This is a genomic window from Streptomyces sp. NPDC007896 (genome assembly GCF_042959425.1).
Lineage (GTDB): Bacteria > Actinomycetota > Actinomycetes > Streptomycetales > Streptomycetaceae > Streptomyces.
The window spans coordinates 160840-187462 of record NZ_JBIBKX010000014.1 but is presented as its reverse complement, the minus strand read 5'-3'; the positions used below and the strand labels follow the sequence as shown (position 1 = coordinate 187462).

The window sequence follows — 26623 nt, the reverse complement described above, 5'->3', positions numbered from 1 at the left end:
CAGCAGAGGTCATCGAAGGGAAAAACGCATCATGAGTGAATCGACCTACCCGCCCCACACCTTCACTCCGTCCACTCCAGTCCTCTCGGTCAGTCCCGTGGCGCTGCCGGCTCCCGGCCGAGCCGTGGACCTGGAGGTGCGCGTCTCCGCGCCCGTGACCGGGAGCGACCTGCCGGTGATCCTCCTCTCGCACGGCCAGGGCTTCTCGAACCACCTCTCCTCGCTGAACGGCTACGCCCCCCTCGCCAACTTCTGGGCGGCGCACGGCTTCGTCGTGATCCAGCCCACCCATCTGAGCTCAAGGACGCTGAGCCTGGATCCCGGTACGCCCGGGGCGCCTCTGCACTGGCGATCACGGGCCGAGGACATGAAGCGCATCCTCGACCGACTCGACGTGATCGAGGCCGCCGTCCCGCAGCTCCTCGGGCGCCTGGACCACAGCAAGGTCGCCGTGGCCGGGCACTCGATGGGCGGGCACACCGCGAGCCTGCTGCTCGGCGCCCGGCTCACCGATCCGGACGACGGAACGGAAGTGACCCTGGCCGAGCCCCGAATCAAGGCCGGCGTACTGCTTGCCGCGCCCGGCAGAGGCGGCGATGCCGTCACCGAGTTCGTGGCCGAGAACTATTCATTCTTCTTGACCACGGACTTCTCCGAGATGACGACGCCCACGCTCGTGGTCGCCGGCGACAAGGACGCCTCCGACCACCTGACGGTTCGGGGCCCGGACTGGCACGCCGATCCGTACTTCCTCTCCCCGGGCCGCAAGACCCTGCTCACCCTGTTCGACGCGGAGCACGGGCTCGGCGGGGTCTCCGGATACGACGTCGCCGAGACCACGGACGAGAACCCCGAGCGAGTGTCCGTGGTCCAGCGGCTCACCTGGGCCTACCTCCGCACCGAGCTCTACCCCGGGGATTCCGCTTGGCAGGCGGCGCGTGACGCGCTGAGGGCCGACCCCAACCCGCTCGGACGAGTCGAATCCAAGTAATCCAAGTAAAGGGTGCGAGGCGGTCCCGGGCGGCCACCAAGGGTCAGCAGTACGGTGGCTGGTTGGTGAGGGAAGCGGCTACTCGCATCCACACTCCGAACAGCCGGTAGAGGCTGGGCAGAGTGCCCTGCGCCCGGACGGTCCGCGTGTCCGTCGAGGTGACCCCTGGAATTCCCAGGAGGGTGGAGGCCACTGAAGCCGACTGCCAGCGGACGGCGAGCGTGGACGGGCCCGATGGGGCCACTGTGGCCGGTCGTTGTGCGGAGAGACTGGCGGCAACCGCCTCCTCGATCGCCGAACGTGCCTCCTCGGCGGGCCGCAGATCCGCCGTGAATCTGTCCCGCGCGTTCTTCACGGCCACGGTGGTGACAGAGGCGTCCCATTCGGCCATCTCCGCGCAGGCGCAGTCGTCACCGGTGAGGACCGCCACCGGAACGCCGATGGCCGCCGCGGTGGCGTGGGCCAGGCCGATCTCGCCCACCGGCCGGCCGTCCAGCCACATGTCTTCGATCTCGTGGCCCATAAAACTGTGGCTCAGCACCCCGAGTGCGCCGGCCTTCGAGTGGTAGCCGACGCAGACCATGGCATCGTGCTCGGGCGCGAGGCCTTCGAGCATGAGCATGTGCTTGGGCTTGCCGCGGATGAGGCGGGCCGCCGGGTGCAGGGCCTCGGGAAGGATGTTGCGCATCGGTCCGTGAGCATCGTTGACAGTGATGTCGGTGGCGCCGGCCGCGAGGGCACCCCGGATCGCGGCGTTGACGTCCTCCGCCATCATCAACCGTCCGCGCTCGTAGTCCCGGCCGCCGGGCTGCACATCGTCGGCGTCGACGAGCCCCGTGACGCCCTCCATGTCCACGCTGATATAGATCCGCACTGCGCAAACTCCTCAAGCTTGATCGCTTAGGAGACGACTGCCACTCCTCCTTCGGTTCCGCCGGGCGCGATGGCCTGCGTCACGGTGTGAAGGAAAGCGCGGACGTTCCTGTGGAGTGACCTGCCTCACACGCTGTCACAGCGATCGATCCCGCGGTGTCTTGAGGCAGAGCCCCCGGAAACGAAGGAGACACCATGATGGAGAACACCGATGTGGTCGTGATCGGCGGCGGATACGCCGGCGTCATGGCGGCCAATCGCCTGACGCAGCGCGACGACGTGACAGTGACTCTGATCAACCCGCGCCGGACCTTCGTCGAACGGATCCGTCTGCACCAACTGGTGGGCGGGTCCGACGACGCGGTCGTGGACTACCGCAAGGTTCTGGGCGAGCGTGTCCGGCTGGTGGTCGACACCGTGACCCGGATCGACGCGGCCGGGCGCAGCGTGACGTTGGCGACCGGCGCCACGGTCGGTTACGGCTACCTGGTCTACGCGGTGGGCAGTGGCAGCGCCGACCCACAGGTACCCGGGGCGGCCGAGTTCGCCTACCCGATCGCCTGCCTGGAGGAGGCGCAGCGGCTGCGGACGGTCGTCGACGCCGCGACCGCAACGGCCACGGTGACCGTCGTCGGCGCCGGCGCGACCGGTATCGAGACCGCCGCCGAGCTGGCGGAGGAGGGCCACACCGTGACCCTGGTCTGCGGCGGGGTGCTCGGCCCTTCCCTGCACCCTCGGGGCCGACGCTCGGTCGCCAAGCGGCTGGCCGGACTCGGTGTGACCGTGCTCGAAGGCCCCGACGCGAAGGTGACGGCGGTGACTCGCGATGCCGTACGGCTGCGTGGCGGCCGCGAGCTGCCGAGCGAGGTGACCATCTGGGCCGCCGGATTCGGTGTGCCGGACCTGGCCGCGCGCAGCGGACTGAGCACCGACGCCTTGGGCCGCCTGCTCACGGACGAGACCTTGACGAGCGTGGACGACGTGCGCATCGTCGCGGCCGGGGACTCGGCGGCACCGTCGGACCTGCCGTTCCGGATGAGCTGCCAGGCCGCGGTTCAGCTGGGCCCGCAGGCCGCCGAGACAGTGCTCAGCCGGCTCGCGGGTGAGCAGCCCGCGCCCATCGACGTGGGGTTCGTCAGCCAGTGCATCAGTCTGGGCCGTCGCGCCGGCGTCCTTCAGCTCACCGGCAGGGACGACACCGCGAAGAGCTTCTACCTCGGCGGCCGTCCGGGCGCGAAGATCAAGGAACTCATCTGCAAGGGCATCCCCTGGCAACTGGCGTACGAGGCACGCAAGCCCGGCTCGCGCAGCTGGTGGACCAAGGACGCCAAGCGCCGCCAACTGCTGCAGACCAGGCGTGGCGAGGCGCGGACCACCGCCGAACGGGCAGCCTAGCGAGCCACTCATGGCCGGCCCGGTCGAGCGTCAACGGATCTGGACCGCGTGTCGTGCGGCGACGCTCGTCGAACGCCCCGGCCCCAAGCCGCCTGATCACAACTCAACAGATCCAGGGGTATGGACGATTACTCATGAGAAGGATCTTGCTGTGAATGCACGCTTGAAGGACTTCGGCGACCGGGGTCGGCCACGAAGGAGAGGGGCCGACATATGAGCGACCACGTCACCAACACGGCGACCGAGACGTTCGTCGCCCACCGCAACCTGCTCTTCACCGTGGCGTACGAGATGCTCGGATCGGCCGCCGACGCCGAAGACGTCCTCCAGGAAACCTGGCTGCGTTGGGTCAAGGTCGACTTGGGGCAGGTACGCGACCCGCGCGCCTACCTGGTCCGGATCACGACCCGACAGTCGCTCAACCGGCTGCGCACAATGAGTCGCCGCAAGGAGGTGTATGTCGGCCCCTGGCTGCCGGAACCGCTGCTCACCGCGCCGGACGTGGCCGAGGACGTCGAACTCGCCGAGAGTGTGTCGATGGCGATGATGCTCGTCCTCGAGACACTGTCGCCGACCGAGCGCGCGGTCTTCGTGCTGCGCGAGGCCTTCGACGTCAGCTACGACGAGATCGCGGCCGCCGTCGACAAGACACCCGCGGCCGTCCGCCAGATCGCGCATCGCGCACGCCGGCACGTCGATGCCCGCCGTCCTCGCGAAGTGGTCTCCCCGGGCAGGATCCGGGCGGCTCTGGAGTCGTTCCAGCGTGCGTTCGAATCCAGGGACCTGCAGGGCCTCCTGGACGTGCTCGCCCCCGAGGTCGTCCTGGTGAGCGATGGCGGCGGCGTCAAGCAGGCCGCGCTGCGGCCTATCTGCGGCGCCGAGAAGGTGGTCCGCTTCATCGTCGGTGGGACCGGCAAGACCGAAGGCACGCTCACCATTGACCCCACCGTGGTCAACGGCAACCCGGCACTCGTCCTACGCCTGGACGGCGAGGTCGACGGCATCATGGCGATCCGTGTCGAAGACGCCCGTATCACCGGCCTGTACTACGTCCGCAACCCGGAGAAACTGACCCGCGTCGCAGCCGAGACCCCGCTCACCCTGCGATGAATACCGGTGAACACCCGGTGCGGGGTCGGGAGTCCGAGTCCTCGGTGGGGCCTCCACCGAGGTCGTCGCCGCGGGCCGGTGACGCGGTGCGGCGGAGCGGATGCGCGTGCACCAGGACATCGACGACGCACCGGTCCCGCACCGCGAGCACGATCGGCGAGCGGGACCGGGCCGGATCAGCCGCTGACCCAGCCCGGGATCGTGGGCAGTACCTTCTCGGCGACGCTGAGCAGAGCCGCGTCGTCGGGCACGACGGAGTCCTGGAGCCAGAGGGCGATCTCGGTGCCGCCGGCGAGCTTGACCGAGCTCTCGTTGCCTCCGGCCGTCTCCGCCTGCTCTGCCGGGGTTCCGAGGAGCGTCGACAGGTCCGAACGGTTCTACCAACAGTCCGGCCCCCAGTCCACCGACCACCACCACCGCCGCGATGGCCTGGGCCCATGCGCTCGGGCCCTTCTTGGCTTCGGCGAAATCCTCGGTCATATCCCCCGCCTTGTGGGTCAGCGCCCGACAAAGCGTGCGTTTCCCCACCGCGAGCGGTAGTGCGCCATTGACCAATGCCCTGAGCTGAAGCGCGTGTTCAGCCTCGTGCGTCGCAGCCGTGGACATATGTCGGGACCGTCCTCGACCAGGACTTCGCGAGGACCCTCTTCGAATGGATCGCCTCCTTGCCGTGGGGTGACAGGAATCGGCGTGCGGTGACTCACGCGGCGATGACGGCGGCACCCACGCGGCCGCCGTCGACGTCCACCACCGATCCGTGGACGAAGGAGGCCTCGTCACCGGCGAGCCAGACGGCGGCGCGCGCGATGGCGTCCGGGCTGCCGACCTCGCCGGCCGGGGTCCCCTTCATCATGATCTCGCCGGGGTGCGGTTCGCTCCCTTCCACGGTGCGGGGGAGGATCACGCCCGGTGAGATGGCGTTCACCCGTACTCCCAGCGGTCCGAACTCCGCGGCCCACGCCCGGGTGAGGGTCTCCATGGCCCCCTTGGAGGAGCTGTAGAGCGCGCCGACCGGAATACCCAGGCGCGCGACCCATGACCCGAGATTGATGATGCTGCCGCCGCCGGCCTTCGCCATGTCCGGTGCGACGGCGGCGGTCAGGAAGAACGGTGCCTTGACGTTCACCGCGTAGACCCGGTCGAAGGTCTCCTCGTCCGTGGCGGTGGTCACGGCGCCCGGGTAGATGCCGGCGTTGTTGACCAGGATGTCGATGTGTCCGCCCAGGGACCTACGGGCCCGCTCGGCCAGGTCCCGGGAGGCCGCGGCGCTGCCGTCGAGATCCGCCACGAGGAAATCGGCCCGCCCGCCGGCGGCGTGGATGCCCTCGACGACCCGGGCCGCCCGCTCCCGATCGCGGCCCGACACGATGACATGGGCCCCCTCGGCGGCGAACGCCTCGGCGATCGCCCGCCCGATGTTGCTCGTCGATCCCGTGACGAGCGCGGTCTTGTTGTGCAGTCGTTCACCCATGATGTGGTCCCTCGTCCCGCTCTCCGCGGCCGGGAAGCCCGACCGGCTCCGTACGGCGGTCCACCGGTGGGCTGAACCGCGCGATCCACTGTGCATCGGCAAAAATGGACCAGCAAGTCCAGTCCGGGGCCCCTGGAGCACGTAAAATGGACCCTTCAGTCCAGTAAGTCGGTCCAGTAAGTCAGTCCGGTGCGTCGGTCCAGCACGCCGGTCCAGGGATGGAGGGAGCGCGCCATGTCGCACGCGCCGACCGCGAAAGGCCGGGCCACGCGGGCCCGCATCATCGAGGGTGCCGCCGAGGTGCTCCGCGAAAGAGGTGTCGCCTTCACCACGCTCGACGACATCCGCGCCCGGACCGGCACGAGCAAGAGCCAGCTCTTTCACTATTTCCCCGAAGGCAAGGACGAGCTGCTGCTGGCGGTGGCGCAGTTCGAGGCGGACCGCGTCCTGGAGGACCAGCAGCCGCATCTGGGACGTCTGGACTCCTGGGAGTCCTGGTACCAGTGGCGGGACGCGGTCGTGGAGCGCTATGAACGCCAGGGTGATCAGTGCCCGTTGGGGTCCCTGTTCCTCCAGGTCGGACGAGCCCGGCCGGGCGCACGGGCCATCGTGTCCGAGCTGATGCGTCAGTGGCAGGAGCAACTCGCCCAGGGCATGCGCGCGCTCCGAGCGCGTGGCCTGGTGTCGCCCACCCTCGACGTCGACACGACGGCCGCCGCACTGCTGGCCGGAGTCCAGGGAGGTGTGTCGGTGATGATGTCCACGGGCGAGTCGACCCATCTGAAGGCCGCGCTCGACACCGGTATCGAGTACCTGCGCGTGACGGCGGACCGGGACAGCACACCCTGACCGCGGCGCTCCCCGTGTCCGCGATCGGTGATCACCGGCGTGCCGTGTGCCGGCCAGGCGCCCGCCCCACGTGGACCCCGTCAGGACGTTCCGCGCGGGACGACCAGGCCGCAGTCGTACGCCAGGATCACGGCCTGGACGCGGTCGCGCAGCCGGCACTTCTCCAGGATGTGGGCGACGTGCGTCTTGACCGTGGTCTCGCCCACGCCGAGTTCGAGCGCGATCTCCGCGTTGGACAGACCGCGGGTGAGGGCGCGCAGCACGTCGAGTTCGCGCCCGGTCAGGGCGTCGAGCTTCGTCGGCACGGTCGGCGTCGTGGGCGCGGCGAGGTGGGCGAAGCGGTCCAGCAGCCGGTGGGTGACGCGCGGGGAGAGCACGGCCTCACCGTCGGCCACCGTACGGATGGCGCCCACCAGGGAGTCGGCGGGACCGTCCTTGACCAGGAAACCACTGGCCCCGGCGCGCAGGGCGTCCACGACGTGCGCGTCCAGGTCGAAGGTGGTGAGGATGACGATCCGGCTGGGCGAACCCGCCCGCACGATCCGGCGGGTGGCCTCCACACCGTCCATGTGCGGCATCCGGATGTCCATCAGGACGACGTCCGGGGTGAGGGCCTCGGCGCTCTCGACGGCGGCCGCGCCGTCCGCCGCCTCGCCGACGACGACGATGTCCGGTTCGGCCTCGAGGATGAGCCGGAATCCCGTCCGGATCATGGGCTGGTCATCGACCAGCAGGACGCGGATGGATCGCATGCGGGGAGTGCCCTTCGTGCTGGGGGTCGGGTTCGGGGGAGGGGAGCGGGACGACCGCGTGGACGCAGTAACCGCCGCCCGGTCGGTTGCCGGTATGCAGGGAGCCGCCCACGGCGCCGATCCGCTCCCGCATACCGACCAGACCGTGACCGGAACCCCTCACCGGGGTGGGCGGTCGCGATGTCTCACCGCCCTGCCGCGGCCCGTCGTCGCAGAGCCGCAGGGTGAGCCGGTGCCGCTCCGGCTCCCAGGCGACGGTCAGCGCGGTGTGCGTGTGACCGGCATGCTTGAGGGTGTTGGTGAGGGCTTCCTGTACGACGCGGTAGACGGCGAGTTGTGAACCGGCCGGGAGCTCGGCGGGGGTTCCCCTGGTATCGAACTCGACCTGGAGACCGGCGGCGCGCACCGACTCCACGAGCGCCGGCAGCGCGTCGATGGTGGGCTGGGGCGGTTCCTTGTTCGGGTCGCTCTGCGCCTCCTCGTCGGTCCGCAGCACGTCAAGGAGCCGGCGTAGCTCGGTGACGGTGGCCCGTCCCGTCTCCTCGATGGTGCCGTGCAGTTCGTGGGCCTTGGCTCTGTCGCGGTCCTGGACCCGGTCGGCGGCGATGGTCTGCACGACCATGAGACTGACGTTGTGGGCGACGATGTCGTGCAACTCGCGAGCGATCCGGGCCCGTTCCTCCATCACGGCGGCGCGTGCGGTGGCGACCTGTTCGCGTTCGATCGCCGTGGCCCGTTCCAACGCCTGGTTCTGGATGGCGGCGCGCGCCCTGGAGAGCCGGCCCAGCGCCCACGCGGCGACCAGCAGCACCGTCTCGGTCAGGAGGGTCGTGACACGGTGCCCGGCCGGCGCGAGCAGCGACTCGGTGACGGCCGCGGCCGGGATGAGCAACGCCACGACCAAGGTCGCCGTACGGGGAGTGGACCGTACGGCGGTGAGGAACACGCCCATGGCCACGCCCACGTAGGTCGGTCCGATGGAGGTGCCCTGGGGCCCGGAGAGCTGCGGGATGTAGTGGAGGCCCTGCAGCGCGGCGGCCGCCGCCGACATCACCAGCAGCGCGGACAGCGGAAACCGTCGGTGGACGGCGAGCGGCAGCGCGGACACCAGCACGAGCACCACGAACCAGGCGTCCGGCGACCGCAGTTCTGGCCCGCCGGGCGGGATCGCCAGCGGCGTGGCCGCGCATCCGGCGATCAGTAGCAGGGCCAGACCCGCGTCGGTGACGGCCGGGGGCACACGGCGCCCGGCGAACGAGTCCATCAGGTCCATGCGCCCCACGTTAGACGGCTCACCCGGTGCGCTGATCTGCCCAGGGGGTGAGAGCGCACGGCCGGTCTCCTCCGTGGCGGCATCCTCCGCAAGGAGGAGACACCCCACACGAGCGGCGGCGCGAGGAGACCCCGTCCTCCTCCGTACGGCGGAGGGCACCGGGGGTCTCGCCCGACCGGCGGAGACCAGGGTTCGACGGTGCGGCCGAGGCCGCGCCCCGTTGCCGCCGATGGACTGGGAGCACCACGCACGGAACGCCGTGCGGGAAATCGGAACTTGAGAAGCCGGAACTTGAGAAGTCGAGGAGTCACAGTGCGGTCTTGGGGCCAACAACCGGACGGGCCGGCCGACGGCCGGTACGCGGTGCAGCTGACGGACGTGACCAAGCGCTACGGCGACGGCCCCTCGGCCGTCCTGGCGCTCGACAAGGTCGGCGCGGGCATCGCACCCGGCACGTTCACGGCCGTGATGGGCCCCTCGGGATCCGGCAAGAGCACCTTCCTGCACTGCGCGGCGGGCCTCGACCGGCCCACCTCGGGCGTGGTCCGGCTGGGCGCACAGGACCTGTCGACGCTGAAGGAGCGACGGCTCACGGAGCTGCGGCGCACCCGCATCGGCTTCGTGTTCCAGGCGTTCAACCTGCTGCCCTCGCTGACCGTCGAGCAGAACATCACGCTGCCCCTGAGACTGGCCGGACGGCAGGCCGACGAGGGCTGGTTCGACCACATCGTGAAGGCCGTCGACCTCTGCGACCGGCTCGCGCGCTTCCCCGCCCAGCTGTCCGGCGGCCAGCAGCAGCGGGTGGCGATCGCGCGCGCCCTGGTCACCCGGCCCGAGGTGATCTTCGCCGACGAACCGACCGGGGCGCTCGACCCGGAGACCGCCCGGGACATCCTGGGGCTGCTGCGGCAGGCCGTCACCGATCTGCATCAGACGGTGGTCATGGTCACCCACGATCCGGTGGCCGCCGCACACACCGACCACGCCCTGTTCCTCAGCGCGGGGCACCTCGTCGACGCCCTGACCGAGCCGAGCGCCGACCGCGTCGCGGACGTCATGGCCGGCCTGCGGAGGGCCGCCTGATGCTGAGCCTCGCCCTGCTGACGCTCAAGGCCCGCAAGGGCGGCTTCGTCGGCACCTTCGTCGCCCTGCTGCTGGGCGCCGCCGTCCTGAGCGCGTGCGGGATCCTGCTGGAGTCGGGCATACGGGCCGGATCCTCCCCCGAGCGGTACGCGGCGGCCGACGTCGTCGTCACGGGCCGCCAGGAGGTCGAACTGACCTTCAAGGACCTCGACGGATCGACCGTGAAGGAGTCCCAGCCGCTGCCCGAACGCGTACCGCTGCGGGCCTCGCTGGCCGACCGGATCACCGGCGTGGACGGAGTGAAGTCGGTGATCGCGGACGTGGGCGCCCCGGTGCGGCTGGTGACCGGTGCCGGGCAGCCGGTGCCGGGACACCACGGCGCGGGGGTGGCGGCGCACAACTGGTCGAGCCTCGGTCTCGGCGACTTCCGGCTGACCACCGGTCACGCGCCCCGTACCGCCGACGAGATCGTCCTGGACACCGAACTCGCCGCACAGGCGGGCGTCCGCCCCGGCGACGAGATCCGCCTGATGTCCACCTCGGTGCCCCGTACCTTCCGGGTCGCGGGACTGGTCGCCCTGAAGGACGGCGACGCCCCCCCGCCGGTCCGTGGCGTTCCTGGCCGACGCGACCCTGCGCCAGTCGGTTCCCGAAGCCTCCGTCCAGGCCTTCGGCGTCCTCGCCGCGCCCGGCGCGTCACCGCAGCGACTCGTCGACGCCATCAAGTCCACGCTCCACGACGACGCCCTCGCCGTGCACACCGGAGCGGGGCGCGGACGGGCCGAGTTCCTCGACGTCACCGTCAGCGGCTCCAACCTCGTCCTCCTGGCGGCCGCGATCGGCGGCAACGTCCTGCTCGTCGCCGTCTTCGTCCTGTACGCCACCACGTCCCTGTCGATCCGGCACCGCCGCCGGGAGATCGCCCTGCTGCGCGCGATCGGTACCACCCCCGGCCAGATCCGGCGCATGGTCGCCGCCGAGGCCGCCGCCACCGGCCTGCTCGCCGGAGTGGTCGGCTGCCCGGCAGGTCTGCTCCTCGTGTACTGGCTGCGCGACCGGTTCGCCGGACACGGCATCGTGCCCTCGGACTTCGATCTCGCCCTCAGCCCCCTTCCCTTCCTCGCGGCGGTGCTCGTCACCGTCCTGACCGCGCTGGTCGCGGTACTGTCCGCCGCGCATCGCGCGACCCGGATCCGGCCCACCGAGGCCCTCGGCGAGGCCGCCGTGGAGAGCCCGGGGCTCGGCCGCGGACGCCGGATCACCGGCGGTGTGCTGCTCGTCCTGTCCGCGGGGATCTTCGTCACCGGACTGGCGCAGGACGCCGACTTCTTCACCCTCGTCGGGCTCGCCAACTCCCTCGTCCTCGTCCTCGTCGTCGCCGTCGCGGTGCTCGGCCCGCTGGTCTCCCGTACCGCCGTACGCCTGCTCGCCCCGCTGCTGAACCGGACCGGTGTCACCGGCTACCTCGCGGCGGCCAACACCCGGGCCAACGTGGCCCGGCTGGCCGGCGCGATCACCCCGCTCGTGCTCGCCGTCTCCTTCTCGTCGACCGTCGTCTTCGCGCAGACCACCGGACTCAGGGAGTCCGCCGACCAGCTGCGGGCCGGGCTCGTCGCCGACCACGTCCTCACCGCGCCGTCCGGAGTGTCACCCGAACTCGCCGAGAAGGTGCGGGGCATGAAGCAGGTGGCGTCGGCCACCGGACTGGTCAGGTCCAAGGTCGTCGCCATGGGCAGGATGCTGGGCGCCCAGGAGTCCGTCTCGCTCAGCGTGCAGGGCGTGGATCCCCGGGCGCTCGGCAGCGCCCTCGATCTGCGGCCGCGGGAAGGGAACATGAAGGCCCTGTCGCGGGACACCGTGGCGATCAGCACCACCACGGCCTCCTGGCTGGGGCTCGCTGTCGGGGACACCGCCCGGCTCCACCTGGGCGACGGCACCCCGTTGCGGGCCAAGGTCGTCGCCGTCTACGAACGCGGCTTCGGATTCACCGATGTGACCATGGACCACGACCTGCTGCTCGCCCACACCACCGGCAAGGTCGACGAGTCCGTCCTCGTACGCTCCGCCCCCTCGGCACCCGACCTGACCCAGGCCCTGTCGCACCTGGCCGCGGCCTACCCCGGCACGGTGCTCCGGGACGGCCTCGTCGTCGACGACCAGCTCGCGGAACAACGGGCGAACGCCTGGGTCAACTACCTCGTCGTCGGCGTGATCATCGCCTACACGGCGATCACCGTCGTCAACACGCTGGCGATGAGCACGGCCGCACGCCGACGCGAGTTCGCGCTGCTGCGGCTGTCCGGCACGGCCCGCGGGCAGGTCGTGGGCATGATGCGGCGCGAGAGCGTCATCGTCATCGCGGCCGGGGTGGGCATCGGGACCCTGCTCTCCGCGTTCCCGCTCGTCCTGGTGTCGATGGAGGTGAGCGGCACCCCGATCCCGGCCATACCCGGCCTCGGCTACCTGGCGATCGCCGGCGCGACGGCGGCCCTCGCGGCCGCTGGCACGATGCTGCCGACGCGGATGCTGCTGAGGATCCGGCCGGTCGAGGCGATCGGTGCGAAGGAATGACCTCGACGTGAGCGGGCCCGGGGTGCCTCACCAGGCGCCCCGGGCCTCGCCCGTGCCGGACCTCGGTACGGGCCCCGCCGGGCCCTGGCGGTGGTCAGTCCCTGAGGCGGTCTATCTGGCGGATCTTGTTGGTGGCGTCCAGGGCGGCGACTTTGTAGGACTCGGCCAGCGTGGGGTAGTTGAACACCGCGTCGACGAGGTAGTCGACCGTGCCGCCACAGCCCATCACGGACTGCCCGATGTGGATCAGCTCGGTGGCCCCGGTGCCGAAGCAGTGCACGCCGAGCAGCTTGCGGTCGTCCGGGGAGACCAGGAGCTTGAGCATGCCGTGCGAGTCACCGATGATCTGGCCCCGGGCCAGTTCGCGGTAGCGGGAGATGCCGACCTCGAACGGCACGCACTCCTCGGTGAGCTGGTCCTCGGTGCGCCCGATGAAGCTGATCTCCGGGATGGTGTAGATGCCGATCGGCTGGAGGTCGTGCATCGGGTGCACCGGCTCGCCGAAGGCGTGGTACGCCGCCGTACGGCCCTGCTCCATCGAGGTCGCCGCCAGCGCCGGGAAACCGATGACGTCGCCCACCGCGTAGATGTGCGGCACCTCGGTGCGGTAGTTCTCGTCGACCTTGATGCGGCCGCGCGGGTCGGCGGACAACCCGGCCTTGTCCAGGTCGAGTTCGTCGGTGAGGCCCTGTCGGCCCGCGGAGTACATCACGGTGTCCGCGGGGATCTTCTTGCCGCTCTCCAGGACGGTGAGAGTGCCCCGGGGATGATGCTCGACCGCGGCGACCGTCTCCCCGAAGCGGAAGGTGACAGCGAGGTCCCGCAGGTGGTACTTGAGCGACTCGATCACCTCGACATCGCAGAAGTCGAGCATCGAGGCCCGCTTCTCGACCACCGTGATCTTGCTGCCGAGGGCCGCGAACATGGAGGCGTACTCCATGCCGATCACCCCGGCCCCGACGATGACCATGGAGCGCGGCACCCGCTCCAGGTTGAGAACGTTGTCCGAGTCCATGATCGTACGTTCGTCGAACGCGACGCTCGCGGGCCGTGCCGGCCGGGTGCCGGTGGCGATCACGATGTGCTCTGCGGTCAGCAGCTTTTCGTTGCCGTTCGCTTCGACCAGGGCGACCGTGTGGTCGTCCACGAAGCGGCCGGTGCCGGCGAACAGGGAGACGTGGTTGCGGGACAGTTGGTTGCGGATGACGTCGACCTCGCGGCTGACCACGTGCTGGGTGCGCGCGGTCAGGTCGGCGACGGTGATGTCCTCCTTGAGGCGGTAACTCTGGCCGTACATATCGCGCTGGGTGAGGCCGGTGAGGTAGAGGACCGCCTCGCGCAAGGTCTTGGAGGGGATGGTCCCGGTATGGATGGAGACCCCGCCGACCATGTCGGGGCGGTCGAGGACGGCGACCCGGCGGCCGAGCTTGGCCGCGGCGATGGCGGCCTTCTGACCACCCGGGCCGGATCCGATGACAAGCATGTCGAAGTCGCGCACCCTGCGGAGTCTGTCAGGCCGAAGTCCTCACCCGGAAGGGTGAATGGACAACAGTCGGTCCCACGACGGAAATGGGAGTGGTTCAACGCACCAGACAGGGACGCTTGCTGTCGAACTCCCAGCCGGGGACGAGGTAGCGCATTCCGACGGCGTCGTCACGCGCCCCCAACGCCTTCTCCTGGTAGAGCTCGTGGGCCGCGAGCAGCCGCTCCCTGTCGAGCCGGACACCGAGACCGGGCGCGTCCGGCACGGCGATCTCCCCGTCGACGATGCGCGGCGGTTCGACGGTGAGGCGCTCCAGACCCTCCTGCCAGATCCAGTGCGTGTCCAGCGCGTTGTACGCGCCCGGAGCCGCGGCCCCGCAGTGCGTCACCATGGCCAGCGAGATGTCGAAATGGTTGTTCGAGTGGCAACCCCAGGTCAGCCCCATCGCGTTGCACAGTTGCGCCACACGCACCGAGCCCTGCATGGTCCAGAAGTGCGGGTCGGCCAGCGGGATGGACACCGACTGCAGGGCCAGCGCGTGGGTCAGCTGCCGCCAGTCGGTGGCAATCATGTTGGTCGCGGTCGGCAGGCCCGTCGCCCGGCGGAACTCGGCCAGGATCTCCCGCCCCGAGTAGCCGCCCTCGGCTCCACAGGGGTCCTCGGCGTAGGCGAGCGTGCCCACCAGGGGCGTACACAGCTCGACCGCCTCGCGCAGCGACCACGCGCCGTTCGGGTCGAGGGTGATCCGCGCCTCGGGGAAGCGGTCCTTGAGCGCCCGTACGGCCTTGACCTCCTCCGCGCCCGCGAGGACACCGCCCTTGAGCTTGAAGTCCCGGAATCCGTACAGGTCGTGGGTCGCCTCGGCCTGCCGGACGATCGCCTCCGGCGACAGGGCCTCCTCGTGCCGGATCCGGTACCAGTCCTCGGCCGCGTCGGGCTCGCGGACGTACTCCAGTTCCGTGCGGCCGGGGTCACCGACGTAGAACAGGTAGCCGAGTACCCGTACGGAGTCGCGCTGCTGTCCGTCGCCCAGAAGCGCCGCGACGGGTACGTCGAGGTGCTGCCCCAGCAGGTCGAGCAGCGCCGACTCGACCGCGGTGACGGCGTGGACGGTGGTCCGCAGATCGAAGGTCTGGGCGCCGCGCCCACCGGCGTCGCGATCGGCGAAGCGGTCACCGATCTCGCGCAGGACGCGCTTGTAGTCACCGACCTTCGCTCCGACGACCAGGGACTCGGCGTCCCGCAGCGTCCGCGTGATCTTCTCCCCGCCGGGGACCTCACCGAGACCCGTACGTCCCTCGGAGTCCGTCAGGACGACGACATTGCGGGTGAAGTAGGGGCCGTGCGCGCCGGAGAGGTTCAGCTCCATGGAGTCCCGGCCGGCGACCGGATAGACGGAGAAGGCGGTGACGGTCGGCTGGCTCTTGCTCATGCTTCTCAAAGTCCTTGGGTACGGGGGTGATGGGGGGCTGCGGTCAGAGGCTGAGGACGTCGAGGGCCCACTCGACCGCCAGAACACCGCCCAGACCGAGGACGGCCAGCACGGTGGTGTACGTGGTGCGGACCTTGATCGCCTCGACGACCGAGAGGTCGAAGTACTCCTTGAACAGCCAGAATCCGGGGTCGTTGACGTGGGAGAAGGCGATCGAACCGCAGCAGACGGCGAGCACCATCATCTCGGGGTGTACCCCGCTGCCCGCCAGGAGCGGCAGCACCACGCCGGAGGCCGTGACGACGGCGACCGTCGCCGAGCCCAGTGCCACCCGGAGGATGACCGCGATGAGCCACGCGAGGACGATCGGCGAGATGGACCAGCCCTGCGTCTGGTCCTTGATGTAGTCGGATATCCCGCCCTCGACGAGGACGTTCTTGAAGGCGCCGCCGGCACCGATCACCAGCAGGATCATGGCCATCGCCTGGGCGGCGGAGTTGCAGGAGGCGCTGACTTCCGCGAGGCTCCGGCCGATGCGCGGGCCGAACGCCCAGACCGCCAGCAGCAAGGTCAGCAGCAGTGCGATCGGCGCGGATCCGATGAAGGCGACGAAGTGCAGGAACGGGCTCGAACCGGACGTGGCCATGTCGGTCACGGCGGCACCGGCGATCAGCACCACGGGGAACAGGGCCACGCCCAGGGACCAGCCGAGCCCGGGCATCTCCTCGTCCTCGAAGACCCGCTCGCTGACCAGGCCCTGGGGGATCGAGGGATTCATCGCCCTGATGAACGGCAGCCGCGGCCACACCAGGGCGATGAGCGCGCCGACCGGGACGGCGATGAACAGGCCGTAGAACAGCGTCAGACCGACGGACGCGTGGAAGGTCGCGGCCACCGCGGTGGGACCGGGATGGGGCGGCAGGAAGCTGTGCATGGTCGACAGGGCGATCGACATCGGCAGCCCGACCCACAGCAGCTTCGCGCCGGTCACCCTTACCAGGGTGAACGCGATGGGCACGATGATGATGAACGCGACCTCGTAGAACATCGTCACGCCGATGAGCATCGACGTCACCACCATGGCGACCTGGACGCCGCGCGGGCCGAAGGCGTCGAGGAGCTTGCCGGCGATGCGCTGGGCGGCGCCCGAATCCCCCATGACACGGCCGACCATGGCGCCCAGCCCGATGGTGAGCATCGTGTCGCCGACCTGGCCGCCGATGCCTTCCGAGAGGACGTCCGGGATCTTCTCCAACGGAATCCCACGGACCAGACCGACGCCGACCGCTACCAGCAGCAGGGCGGCGAAGCCGTTCAGTTTGAGTTTGGTCATGAGCAGCAGCAGGACCAGCACGCTGATCCCGACTACGAGGAGCGGCACGTCTCAGTTCCCCTTTGAACTGGTTGGACCGGGTGACGGGTGACGAGTGACGGATGACGAGTGACGGATGGCAGAGGGCACAGGGCACAGGTCCGATGACGGATTGCGAATGACAGGTGACAGATGACAGGTGACGGATATCAGATGACAGATGGCGTCATCTGTCAGTCGGATCGCCGTACGGCCCCGACCACCTTCAGACCGTCGTCGAGCACCTTCGCCAGCGCGCCGAGGTCGTCCGGGCCCGGGTCCGTGAGCGGCGCCCGGACCCGGCCGACCGGCAGACCGCGCAGCCGGGCGGCGGCCTTGACCAGCGACACCGCATAGCCGGGGACCCGGTCGCGCAGCTCGACGAGAGGGACGTAGAAGTCGCGCAGGAGCTCGGTCACCCCCGCGTCGTCGCCGTCCCGCAGGCCGGCGAAGAAGGCGTTCGCGATCTCGGGCGCGAAGGCGTGGACCGCCGAGGAGTAGGCGGGGACGCCCACGGTGGCGTAGGCGCGGGCCTGGATCTCGGCGGTGGAGGCGCCGTTGAAGAAGAGGAAGCCATCGGGTGCCGCGAGCGTGAGGCGCTGGAGGCGGTCGAGGTCGCTGTGTCCGTCCTTGACGCCGATGACCGTGGGGATCTCCGCGATCCGGCGCAGGCTGTCGGCGGTGAAGGCGACCTGACCGCGCTGGTAGGCGATCAGCGGCAGAGAGGTGCCGGAGGCGATCCGCCGCAGTTGTTCCACCAGCCCGTCCTGCGGGGCCGCGACCAGGTAGTGGGGGAGTACCAGCGCGGCGTCCGCCCCCGCCTCCTCCGCGATCCGGGCGAAACGCAGGGCCTGCGCCCAGCCGTAGCCGATGCCCGCGACCACCGGCAGCCGTCCGTCGGCGATCTCGACCGTGGCCCCGACGACCGCGCGGTACTCGTCCTCGTCCAGCGAGAAGAACTCTCCGGTACCGCAGGCGGGGAACACCGCGCCCGGCGCGCCGGCCAACTGGGCGGTCAGATAGGCCCGGTACGCCGCCACATCCAGACCGCCGTCCTCCCGGAAGCTCGTGAGCGGGAAGGACAGCACCCCGCCCACCATGCCGTCCCGCAGTCGCTTGGCCACGTCCTCGGCCGCCGCACTGAACCGTGTCATGAACTCTGTCCTCATATGTAGATGGCGTCTATGTATGAAGATGGAGGCTAGGTTCGTGAACGCGCGGGGTCAATGGGTGCGGCGGGGCGGATTTACGATGGGCCCCATGCCGGAGAGCAGTGGTGTCCGAGAAGTGAAGTCGGCGGCTCGCACGGTCGCGCTGCTGGAACTGCTCGCCGGGCGGGGCGACCGGCCGGCCCGGCTGGACGAACTCGCCGCGCAACTGGGGGTGCCGCGCAGCAGCATGTACCAGTTGCTGCAGACCCTCGTCGAGCACGGCTGGGTGCGCACCGACAGCACCGGTTCGCTGTACGGCATCGGGATCCGTGCCCTGCTCACGGGCACCAGCTATCTGGACAGCGACCGGCACGTACGGGGGGTCCGCCCCTACCTCGACGAAGCCTCGGACGCGCTCGGGGAGACCATTCACCTGGCGCGCCTCGACGGCGCCGACGTCGTCTATCTCGCGACCCGCGAGTCCCACGAGTACGCGCGCACCCTCAGCCGGGTCGGCCGCCGCGTCCCGGCCCACGCCGGCGCCCTCGGCAAGGCCCTGCTCGCCGAGCGTCCGGACAGCGAACTGTCACTCCCGGTACAGCCGTTGCCCGCTCTCACGGAGAACACGCACACCGAGTCGGCCACCCTGCTCGCGGACCTCGCGGAGGTACGGGAGCGCGGCTACTCCATCGACCGCGAGGAGACGGTGCCCGGCATCGCGGGCTTCGGCTTCGCCCTGCGCTACGACACGCCGGCCGTCGACGCGATCAGCTGCTCGGTTCCGGTGGCCCGGCTCACCGAGGAGCACGAGGCCCGTATCGTCGCCGTCATGCGGGAGATGCGGATGAAGATCGAGTCCCTGCTGTCGCCCGCCTCGGGTGCTCCCGACTGGCGTTGACCGGTTCGGCGGCGACGGTTTCGGCGAAACGGCCGGTCGGGCACCGGCCGCAGTTGTTACCGTCAATCATGGACACGACGTTGTACGGCCCCGAGGCCTGGGAGGGGCCGACGCGCCGCTATGGTCCGATACGACGGGTCGCGGTCGTTTCCGACGTCCACGCGAACGTGCCTGCGCTGACCGCGGTCCTGGCGGAGATCGAGGAGGTCGGCGTCGATCTGGTGGTCTCGTGCGGAGACCTGACCTGGGGTGCCGAACCCGACCGTACGGTGGAGCTGATGGCCGGGCTGCCGCGGGCCCTGTTCGTCCGGGGCAACGGGGAGCGCGCCGTCGTGGACATTCACCGCGGGGTCCGTCGGCCGAGCACCGAACGTGAGGCGTGGGTGCCGCGGCAGCACTCGGACGCGAGCGTCGCGTTCGTCGCCAAGATCCCCTTCAGCGTCGTCGTGGACGTCGTCGGGCTGGGACCCGTGCGGTTCTGCCACGGATCGCCGCGCGGCGACACGGAGTTGGTCACACCCGCCACGCCTGCCGAGCGCTTCGCGGAACTGGCCGCGGACGTCGAGGAGGCGGTGATCGTCACCGGGCACACGCACCTCCAGTTCGACCGCACCGTCGCCGGACGGCGCAGCGTCAACCCGGGCAGCGTCGGGCTCCCCTTCCACGAGGGCCCGCCGGGCACCGCCTTCTGGGCCCTGCTCGGCCCGGACGTCGAGCTGCGGCAGACCTCGTACGACGTCGACGCGGCCCGTGCCGCCGGGCCCCGCACGGGCGACCCCGCCGCCGAACGCATCACCGCCCTGCTGAACGCCCCGCCCCCGCCGGCCGAGATCACCTCGGACGCGGAGGCACGGGTCTTCTCCGACTAGTAGCGGGGCGCCCGGCCCACGGGGCGCCGGACAGCGGGCGACGAGTGTGGGGTGCACCCTGCCGGGGCCGTGCCCGCGTTCGCGCGGCCGGGTTCAACGACGGGCGGCCAGGCTCTCCTCCACCCACTGCTTCAGCGCCGGCGCGGGCGCCGCTCCCGTCTTGCGTGCGATCACCACTCCCTTGTCGAGCAGCAGCAGCGTCGGCACGGCCTGCACCTGGAACCGGTGGGCGAGCCGCGGATTCTGGTCGATGTCGACCTTGACCAACTTGACCCGCCCGGCGAGTTCGTGGGCGACCTGCTCCAGCGCGGGGCTGACCATCCGGCAGGGCCCGCACCAGGTGGCCCACAGGTCGACGACGACGTATGGCTTCGCCTGTTCGGCGACCTCCGCGAAGTCCGCGTCGCCGGCGTCGGCGATCCACGCGAGCGGGGACGCGCAGTTCCCGCAGCGCGGCGTGCCCTGGGCCGCCGCCGGCACCCGGTTCTTGCGGCCGCAGTGGTCGCAGACGACCGTCTTGGTCGTGCCCGTACTCGTGGTCACCGCACTCACGCGGCTTTCCGTACGTCCGGTGCGGCCTGTCCGCCATAGGTGACGACGAGTTCGCCGTTCTGGGCGTCGACGCGGATCGTCGCGCCGTCCTGCACGTCACCGCGGATCAGCGCCCGGCCGACCATCGTCTCGACCTCGTGCGAGATGTACCGGCGCAGCGGCCGGGCTCCGTACACGGGGTCGAAGCCCTGCTCGGCGATGAGTTCGCGGGCTGCGTCGGTGAGCTCGACGGTGATCTGCCGTTCGGCCAGCCGTCGGCGCAGGTCGTCGAACTGCAGCTCCACGATCCGCTCGATCTGGGCCATGCCGAGCGGCTTGAACAGCACGATGTCGTCGACGCGGTTGAGGAACTCGGGCCGGAAGTGGCTCCGCAGATCGCTCATCACCGGCGCCCGTGCGTCGGGCTTGATCTCGCCGTCGGCGGTCACCCCGTCCAGCAGGTGGGCCGAGCCGATGTTGGAGGTCATGATGATCACGGTGTTGCGGAAGTCGACGGTGCGGCCCTGGGAGTCGGTGATGCGGCCGTCGTCGAGCACCTGCAACAGGATGTTGAAGACGTCGGGGTGGGCCTTCTCGATCTCGTCGAACAGGACCACGGAGTACGGCTTGCGGCGCACCGCCTCGGTGAGCTGGCCGCCCTCCTCATAGCCGACGTATCCGGGAGGCGCTCCCACCAGCCTGCTGACGGTGTGCCGTTCCTGGTACTCGCTCATGTCCAGGCGGACGATGCTCTCCTCGGAGTCGAAGAGCGCCGCGGCGAGCGCCTTGGCCAGCTCGGTCTTCCCGACACCGGTGGGGCCGAGGAAGATGAACGAGCCGATCGGCCGGCGCGGATCCCGGATCCCGGAGCGGGCCCGGATGATCGCGTCGGTGACCAGCTTGACCGCCTCGTCCTGGCCGATCACCCGCTCGGTGAGGATCTCGTCCAGGCGCAGCAGCTTCTCGCGCTCGCCCTCCTGGAGACGGGTGACGGGGATGCCGGTCCAGGCGGCGACGATCTCCGCGATCTCGTCCTCGGTGACGACCTCGCGCAGCAGCCGGTTCTCGCCCTGCTTGGTGGCCAGCGCCTCCTCCTCCGCCGCGAGGCGGCGTTGGAGTTCGGTGAGCCTGCCGTAGCGGAGTTCGGCGGCCCGGTTGAGGTCGTAGCTGCGTTCGGCCTCCTCGGCCTCCTGCCGGACCTGTTCCAGTTCCTGGCGCAGCTCCTGCACCCGGCGGATGGCCTGGCGTTCGGCCTCCCACTGGGCGTGCATGGCGTCGGCCTCGGCGCGCAGGTCGGCCAGTTCGCGGCGCAGCTCGTCGAGTCGCTTCTGGCTGGCGGCGTCGGTCTCCTTGGCGAGCGCCGCGTCCTCGATCTCCAGACGGGTCACCCGGCGGGTGATCTCGTCCAGTTCGGCGGGCATGGAGTCGATCTCGGTACGCAGTCGCGCGCACGCCTCGTCGACCAGGTCGATGGCCTTGTCCGGCAGGAACCGGTCGGAGATGTAGCGGTGGCTGAGGGTCGCCGCCGCGACCAGCGCGGTGTCCTGGATCTTCACACCGTGGAAGACCTCCAGGCGCTCGCGCAGTCCGCGCAGGATGGAGATGGTGTCCTCGACGCTCGGCTCGTCCACCTGCACCTGCTGGAAGCGGCGTTCGAGGGCCGCGTCGGACTCGACGTACTTGCGGTACTCGTCGAGGGTGGTGGCGCCGATCATGTGCAACTCGCCTCGCGCGAGCATGGGCTTGAGCATGTTCCCGGCGTCCATCGCGCCCTCGGCACCGCCACCCGCGCCGACGACCGTGTGCAGTTCGTCGATGAAGAGCAGGATGCGCCCCTCGCCCGCCTTGACCTCGCTCAGTACGGCCTGCAGCCGTTCCTCGAACTCGCCGCGGTACTTGGCTCCCGCCACCAGCGAACTCATGTCGAGCGAGAAGATCGTCCGGTCGCGCAGCCCGTCGGGTACGTCGCCCCGCACGATGCGCTGGGCGAGCCCCTCCACGATGGCGGTCTTGCCGACACCCGGGTCACCGATGAGGACGGGGTTGTTCTTCGTCTTGCGGCTCAGAATCTGGATGACCCGGCGGATCTCCGCGTCCCGGCCGATCACCGGGTCCATTCTGCCGCTGCGCGCCTCGGCGACCAGATCGCGGCCGTACTTCTCCAGTGCCTCGTACGCCGCTTCGGGCGTCGCCGAGGTGACGCGCTGGTTGCCGCGGATCCGGGTGAGCGCGGACAGGAACCCGTCCTTGGTGACGCCGTACTCCTTGAGCAGCCGTCCGGAGGCCGTGCGGGACCCCTCGTCGGCGAGGGCAAGCACCAGGTGCTCGACGGACACGTACTCGTCCTTGAGCCGTTTGGCCTCCTGCTCGGCCAAGTCCAGTACCTTCGCCAGCCGTTGGGTGACGTACACCTGCCCGGGCGTGGCACCGGGGCCCGTCACCTTCGGCCTGCGGGCCAACTCCTCGTTCAGTGCGGTGCGCAGGCCCCGGGTGTCGGCGCCCGACTGGTCGATCAGCCGTGGTATCAGGCCGTCGGGCTGGTCGAGCAGGGCGAGGAGCAGATGCTCGCCGTCGACCTCGGTCTGGTTCAGCCGGCCGGCGATGGTCTGCGCTTCCTGGAGCGCCTCCTGGGACTTTTGGGTGAGCCGGTTCATATCCACGATTCATCACTCCTGGAGCCGGCGTTGCTGCGCCTCAGAGCGTCCTCCAACTCACTGATCCGGTCGAGCAGATCGAGCACCAGACCCAGGGAGGCGTAGTTGAGGGGGAGCGCGGCCCGTAGTCGTTGGATGCGGGCGAGGGTGGCGGGAGCGGACGGCTCGAACCACAGTCGCCCGGCGGCGTCCCGGGTGGCGTCGACGAGGCCGAGGGCGACGAACCGGCGTACGAGATCCGGATGGAGACCGGAACGGGTGGCGACGGCGTCGAGACCGAGCCGATGGGCCGGTCCGAGCGGGCCGGCGCGGACCACGATGTTCAAGGTCGCCCGGGGTACCGGGGTGGCGGTACGGCGGTGCGCACCGCCGGGACGGGGGGCTGTGGTCATCGGGGCCTCCTCGGGTCGAAGGCGGACGCGGCGGCCAGTTCCTCGAAGAGCTCACGCTCACGGGCGGTCGCCTCCGGCGGCACCATGATGCGGACCTCCGCGTACAGGTTGCCGTCCTCGCCGCGCGGGTTGGGCATGCCCTCGCCGCGCAGCCGCAGCCGGCGGCCGCTGGAGGAGCCCGGGGGGACGGTGACCTTGGCCGTGCCGCCGGGGGTGGACACCGGCACGGTCGCGCCGAGTGCCGCCTCCCACGGTGTCACCGGGAGGACCACGTGGATGTCGCGGCCCTCCAGCCGGAACCGTCCGTCGGGCTTGATCCGCACCCGCAGATAGAGGTCGCCCGGCGGAGCGTCGGGGCTGCCCCTGCCTCCTTCTCCGGCCAGCCGGATGCGCTGCCCGTCCACCACCCCGCGCGGGATGTTGACGTCGTAGGTGCGCTGCCCACTGGGGCCGCCCAGGGTGATGCCGCGCCTGCCGCCCCGGTACGCCTCCTCGACGCCGAGCTGGATCTCGGCCTCCTGGTCGGCGCCCGGCACCGGACCCCAGCCGCCGCCCGCGCCCCCGCCTCGTCCGAAGATCCCGCCGAACAGGTCCTCGAAGTCGACGCCGGAGCCGTCGAAGTCGACACCGTCCGCTGTACGGAAGCGCCCCCCGCTTCTGCCGCCTCCACCTCTGGCCCCTCCGACGCCCGCGCTCCAGCCGCCCCGGGCACCCGCCCCCGCGGCCACCCGCTCGTCGTAGTCCTCCGGGATCTGCCGGAAGTTCTCGCCGAAGCGGTCGTAGCGCTGCCTGGTCTTCGGGTCGGACAGCACGCTGTACGCGTCGTTGATCTCCTTGAAGCGTTCCTCGGCTCCCGGGTCCTTGTTGATGTCGGGGTGGTGTTTGCGCGCCAGCTTGCGGAAGGCCTGCTGGATCTCCTCCGCGCTCGCGGTGCGCGTCACCCCGAGCACGTCGTAGTAGTCCCGTGCCATGAGGCGTCACTCCTGCCGCTTGCTGACCACGACGAAGGCGGGGCGCAACTGCTTCGCGTCCGCCCCGTAGCCCGGGCTCACCACCTGGGCCACGGTGTTCGGCTCGGCGTCGGGGGTGTCGACGACTCCGACGACCTCGTGCCGGGTCGGGTCGAAAGGCACCCCGGTCTCCTCGTAGCGGGGATACCCGAGACCGCGCAGCACCTCCACCCCCTGGTCGCGTACGGCTTCGACGCCCTTCAGCACGGCGGAGGGGTCGGAGTCGGAGTGGGCCAGCGCCCGTTCCAGGTTGTCGAGGACGGGCAGCCAGGCCGCCGCGGTGCGGGCGCGCTCCTCGGCCCGCACACGTTCCAGTTCCTTCGCGTGACGCTTACGGAGGTTGTCCAGGTCGGCGAGCGCGCGGCGCCAGCGGTCACGCATCTCGTCGAGGGCGGCCGCCTGCTCGTCCGCCTCCGGCACGTGCGAGGACGAGGGGGTCTCGCCCGGCTGTTGCGAAGGCGTCGTCGGCTCCTGCTCGGTGGCCATGACGGCTCCTCAGCTCTTGTCGAATTCCGCGTCGATCACGTCGTCGCCGGATGCTGCCGTGGCGCCGGCGGTGTCCTCCGTCCCGGTTCCGGCCCGGGCCTGCGCGGCCGCGCCCGTCTGGTACTGGGCGAGCGACGCCAGCACCTGCTGGAGCTCGGAGGTCAGCGGCCTGGCCTTGTCCGGGGACGCCTCCTGCTGGACCGCCTCACGGGCATCGGCGACGAGCATGTCCGCCCGGGCCCGCTCGTGCGAGGGCACCGCTTCACCCAGCTCGTTCAGCCGGCGCTCCACCTGGTAGGCCACGGCGTCCAGTTCGTTGCGGGCGTCCACGGCGTCGCGCAGCGCCTGGTCCTCGCCGCGGTGCTGCTCGGCCTCCTGGACCATCCGCTCGACCTCGCCCTTGTCGAGGTTGGAGCCCTCGCTGATGGTGATGGTCTGTTCCTTGCCGGTGTCCTTGTCCCGTGCGGTGACGTTCAGGATGCCGTTGGCGTCGATGTCGAAGACGACCTCGACCTGCGGCTCGCCGCGCGGTGCCGGGCGGATGTCCTTGAGCTGGAATCGGCCGAGGACCCGGTTGTCGGCGGCCATCTCGCGCTCCCCCTGCAGCACGACGACGTCCACGGCCTCCTGGTTGTCCTCCGCGGTGGAGAAGGTCTCCGAGCGGCGGACCGGGATCGTGGTGTTCCGGTCGATGATCTTCGTCATCACACCGCCGCGGGTCTCCACGCCCAGCGACAGCGGGGTCACGTCGAGCAGCAGGACGTCCTTGACCTCGCCCTTGAGCACGCCCGCCTGGATCGCGGCGCCCAGCGCCACGACCTCGTCGGGGTTGACGCTCATGTTCGGGTCCTTGCCACCGGTGAGCCGGCGGACCAGGCTCTGCACGGCCGGGATGCGCGTCGAGCCGCCCACGAGGATGACCTCGTCGATGTCGTTCGCGCTGGTCTTCGCGTCGGCCATCGCCTGCTTGACCGGTTCCATGGTCCGCTCGACCAGGTCGGCGGTGATCTTCTCGAACGTGGACCGCATGATCGTCTCGGTCAGGTGCTTGGGGCCGGCGGCGTCCGCGGTGATGAACGGCAGGCTGACCTGCGTCTGCGTGACCGAGCTCAGCTCCGTCTTGGCCTTCTCCGCGGCTTCGAACAGCCGTTGCAGCGCCTGCGGGTCCTTGCGCAGGTCGATCCCGTTCTCCTTCTGGAAGCCGTCCGCGAGCAGGTCGACGAGGCGACGGTCGAAGTCGTCGCCGCCGAGGTGGCTGTCGCCCGCCGTCGAGCGCACTTCCACGACCCCGTCACCGACGTCAAGGATGCTCACGTCGAAGGTGCCGCCACCGAGGTCGAAGACGAGCACCGTCTCGTGCTGCTTCTTCTCCATGCCGTACGCCAGCGCCGCCGCCGTCGGCTCGTTGATGATCCGCAGTACTTCGAGCCCCGCGATGCGACCCGCGTCCTTGGTCGCCTGGCGCTGGGCGTCGTTGAAGTACGCGGGCACGGTGATGACGGCCTCGGTGACCTTCTCGCCCAGCTGCTTGCCGGCGTCGTCGGCGAGCTTGCGCAGCACCAGCGCGCTGATCTCCTCCGGCGCGTACAGCTTGTCGCGCACCTTGAAGCGCGCGACTCCGCCCTCGCCCTCGACGACGTCGTACGCCACCGCCTTGGCCTCGTCGGATATCTCGTCGAAGTGCCGGCCGATGAACCGCTTGGCCGAGTAGATGGTGCCCTTGGGATTGAGGATCGCCTGCCGCCTGGCGAGCTGACCCACCAGCCGTTCGCCGCTGTCGGTGAAGGCGACGATGGAGGGCGTGGTGCGCGAGCCCTCGGCATTGGGTATGACGGTCGCCTCACCGCCCTCCCAAACGGCGATCACCGAGTTGGTGGTGCCCAGGTCGATTCCGACTGCCTTGCCCATGAGGAACTCCTTCGCCTGCCACCCCCGGCGTCCGCCCGTCTCCGGTGGCGGCGGTTGTCTTCAGGTGAGGTCGCGTGTCCGCGGGCGTCA

24 protein-coding genes are annotated in these 26623 nt (G+C 70.3%); 8 read left to right on the top strand and 16 right to left on the bottom strand.

Going from position 1 to position 26623, the window contains the following annotated elements; translation table 11 throughout:
- Positions 1-31: 31 nt before the first annotated feature.
- The gene (locus ACFZDJ_RS37450) at positions 32-991 is read left to right on the top strand and encodes an alpha/beta hydrolase family protein (protein ID WP_391065705.1); all 960 of its coding nucleotides are present in this window, start codon (positions 32-34) and stop codon (positions 989-991) included.
- A gap of 43 nt (positions 992-1034) precedes the next feature.
- Here ACFZDJ_RS37450 and ACFZDJ_RS37445 read toward each other — a convergent pair whose 3' ends face one another.
- On the bottom strand, positions 1035-1865 hold the full coding sequence (locus ACFZDJ_RS37445; protein ID WP_390933844.1) for a M55 family metallopeptidase: 831 nt from the start codon (positions 1863-1865) through the stop codon (positions 1035-1037).
- Between the two features lie 194 nt (positions 1866-2059).
- Between ACFZDJ_RS37445 and ACFZDJ_RS37440 the strand changes: the two genes are divergently transcribed.
- On the top strand, positions 2060-3259 hold the full coding sequence (locus tag ACFZDJ_RS37440; RefSeq protein WP_391065702.1) for an FAD-dependent oxidoreductase: 1200 nt from the start codon (positions 2060-2062) through the stop codon (positions 3257-3259).
- 213 nt (positions 3260-3472) lie between these two features.
- The gene (locus ACFZDJ_RS37435) at positions 3473-4369 is read left to right on the top strand and encodes an RNA polymerase sigma-70 factor (RefSeq protein WP_391065699.1); all 897 of its coding nucleotides are present in this window, start codon (positions 3473-3475) and stop codon (positions 4367-4369) included.
- Between the two features lie 176 nt (positions 4370-4545).
- Here the strand turns inward: ACFZDJ_RS37435 and ACFZDJ_RS37430 are convergent, their stop codons facing one another.
- Both ACFZDJ_RS37430 and ACFZDJ_RS37425 read right to left on the bottom strand, forming a co-directional pair.
- Positions 4546-4734: a DUF6215 domain-containing protein gene (locus ACFZDJ_RS37430; RefSeq protein ID WP_390933969.1), complete on the bottom strand. Its 189-nt coding sequence runs from the start codon at positions 4732-4734 to the stop codon at positions 4546-4548.
- 335 nt (positions 4735-5069) lie between these two features.
- Positions 5070-5840, bottom strand: coding sequence for an SDR family oxidoreductase (locus tag ACFZDJ_RS37425; RefSeq protein ID WP_391065696.1), 771 nt, complete (start codon positions 5838-5840; stop codon positions 5070-5072).
- 234 nt (positions 5841-6074) lie between these two features.
- On the opposite strand from ACFZDJ_RS37425, the gene ACFZDJ_RS37420 reads away from it, so the two are divergent.
- Positions 6075-6689, top strand: a complete 615-nt coding sequence (locus tag ACFZDJ_RS37420; RefSeq protein ID WP_391065693.1) for a TetR family transcriptional regulator — start codon at positions 6075-6077, stop codon at positions 6687-6689.
- A gap of 80 nt (positions 6690-6769) precedes the next feature.
- Here the strand turns inward: ACFZDJ_RS37420 and ACFZDJ_RS37415 are convergent, their stop codons facing one another.
- Both ACFZDJ_RS37415 and ACFZDJ_RS37410 read right to left on the bottom strand, forming a co-directional pair.
- Complete coding sequence (locus ACFZDJ_RS37415; protein WP_390933849.1) at positions 6770-7441, bottom strand: response regulator; 672 nt, start codon at positions 7439-7441, stop codon at positions 6770-6772.
- On the bottom strand, positions 7410-8714 hold the full coding sequence (locus ACFZDJ_RS37410; RefSeq protein WP_391065690.1) for a histidine kinase: 1305 nt from the start codon (positions 8712-8714) through the stop codon (positions 7410-7412). Before ACFZDJ_RS37410 ends, ACFZDJ_RS37415 begins: the two co-directional genes overlap by 32 nt.
- 312 nt (positions 8715-9026) lie before the next feature.
- Between ACFZDJ_RS37410 and ACFZDJ_RS37405 the strand changes: the two genes are divergently transcribed.
- Positions 9027-9797, top strand: coding sequence for an ATP-binding cassette domain-containing protein (locus ACFZDJ_RS37405; protein ID WP_391065687.1), 771 nt, complete (start codon positions 9027-9029; stop codon positions 9795-9797).
- Here the strand turns inward: ACFZDJ_RS37405 and ACFZDJ_RS37400 are convergent.
- On the bottom strand, positions 9769-10197 hold the full coding sequence (locus ACFZDJ_RS37400) for a hypothetical protein (protein ID WP_391065684.1): 429 nt from the start codon (positions 10195-10197) through the stop codon (positions 9769-9771). The two genes, ACFZDJ_RS37405 and ACFZDJ_RS37400, sit on opposite strands and share 29 nt — an antisense overlap.
- 209 nt (positions 10198-10406) lie before the next feature.
- On the opposite strand from ACFZDJ_RS37400, the gene ACFZDJ_RS37395 reads away from it, so the two are divergent.
- Positions 10407-12368, top strand: coding sequence for an FtsX-like permease family protein (locus ACFZDJ_RS37395; protein WP_391065681.1), 1962 nt, complete (start codon positions 10407-10409; stop codon positions 12366-12368).
- Between the two features lie 94 nt (positions 12369-12462).
- Here the strand turns inward: ACFZDJ_RS37395 and sthA are convergent, their stop codons facing one another.
- From sthA to ACFZDJ_RS37375, 4 genes are all read right to left on the bottom strand, one after another.
- Entirely contained in the window at positions 12463-13866 is a 1404-nt protein-coding gene (gene sthA / locus ACFZDJ_RS37390; protein ID WP_384908991.1) for a Si-specific NAD(P)(+) transhydrogenase, read from the bottom strand.
- Positions 13867-13948: 82 nt separating this feature from the next.
- Positions 13949-15283, bottom strand: coding sequence for an enolase C-terminal domain-like protein (locus ACFZDJ_RS37385; protein ID WP_391065678.1), 1335 nt, complete (start codon positions 15281-15283; stop codon positions 13949-13951).
- A gap of 43 nt (positions 15284-15326) precedes the next feature.
- Positions 15327-16664: a gluconate:H+ symporter gene (locus tag ACFZDJ_RS37380; protein WP_385385831.1), complete on the bottom strand. Its 1338-nt coding sequence runs from the start codon at positions 16662-16664 to the stop codon at positions 15327-15329.
- A 164-nt stretch (positions 16665-16828) separates the two neighbouring features.
- On the bottom strand, positions 16829-17788 hold the full coding sequence (locus tag ACFZDJ_RS37375; protein ID WP_391065676.1) for a 5-dehydro-4-deoxyglucarate dehydratase: 960 nt from the start codon (positions 17786-17788) through the stop codon (positions 16829-16831).
- A gap of 106 nt (positions 17789-17894) precedes the next feature.
- Between ACFZDJ_RS37375 and ACFZDJ_RS37370 the strand changes: the two genes are divergently transcribed.
- Complete coding sequence (locus ACFZDJ_RS37370; RefSeq protein ID WP_391065673.1) at positions 17895-18683, top strand: IclR family transcriptional regulator C-terminal domain-containing protein; 789 nt, start codon at positions 17895-17897, stop codon at positions 18681-18683.
- Positions 18684-18751: 68 nt separating this feature from the next.
- Positions 18752-19552 carry a metallophosphoesterase family protein gene (locus ACFZDJ_RS37365; protein ID WP_391065670.1) on the top strand — a complete coding sequence of 267 codons (801 nt, stop codon included), beginning with the start codon at positions 18752-18754 and terminating at the stop codon, positions 19550-19552.
- A gap of 93 nt (positions 19553-19645) precedes the next feature.
- Here ACFZDJ_RS37365 and trxA read toward each other — a convergent pair whose 3' ends face one another.
- The 6 genes from trxA to dnaK are packed head-to-tail and all read right to left on the bottom strand — an operon-like array spanning position 19646 to position 26533.
- Positions 19646-20104, bottom strand: coding sequence for a thioredoxin (trxA, locus tag ACFZDJ_RS37360; RefSeq protein ID WP_390933858.1), 459 nt, complete (start codon positions 20102-20104; stop codon positions 19646-19648).
- Positions 20101-22743: an ATP-dependent chaperone ClpB gene (gene clpB, locus ACFZDJ_RS37355; protein ID WP_391065667.1), complete on the bottom strand. Its 2643-nt coding sequence runs from the start codon at positions 22741-22743 to the stop codon at positions 20101-20103. Before clpB ends, trxA begins: the two co-directional genes overlap by 4 nt.
- On the bottom strand, positions 22734-23129 hold the full coding sequence (locus tag ACFZDJ_RS37350; RefSeq protein ID WP_390933860.1) for a chaperone modulator CbpM: 396 nt from the start codon (positions 23127-23129) through the stop codon (positions 22734-22736). Before ACFZDJ_RS37350 ends, clpB begins: the two co-directional genes overlap by 10 nt.
- On the bottom strand, positions 23126-24100 hold the full coding sequence (locus tag ACFZDJ_RS37345) for a DnaJ C-terminal domain-containing protein (protein ID WP_391065664.1): 975 nt from the start codon (positions 24098-24100) through the stop codon (positions 23126-23128). The genes ACFZDJ_RS37350 and ACFZDJ_RS37345 overlap by 4 nt, the downstream gene beginning before the upstream one ends.
- A gap of 6 nt (positions 24101-24106) precedes the next feature.
- Positions 24107-24625, bottom strand: a complete 519-nt coding sequence (locus ACFZDJ_RS37340; protein ID WP_391065661.1) for a nucleotide exchange factor GrpE — start codon at positions 24623-24625, stop codon at positions 24107-24109.
- Between the two features lie 9 nt (positions 24626-24634).
- A complete protein-coding gene (dnaK, locus tag ACFZDJ_RS37335; protein ID WP_390933861.1) occupies positions 24635-26533 on the bottom strand; it encodes a molecular chaperone DnaK in 1899 nt (632 codons plus the stop codon).
- Between the last annotated feature and the right edge of the window lie 90 nt (positions 26534-26623).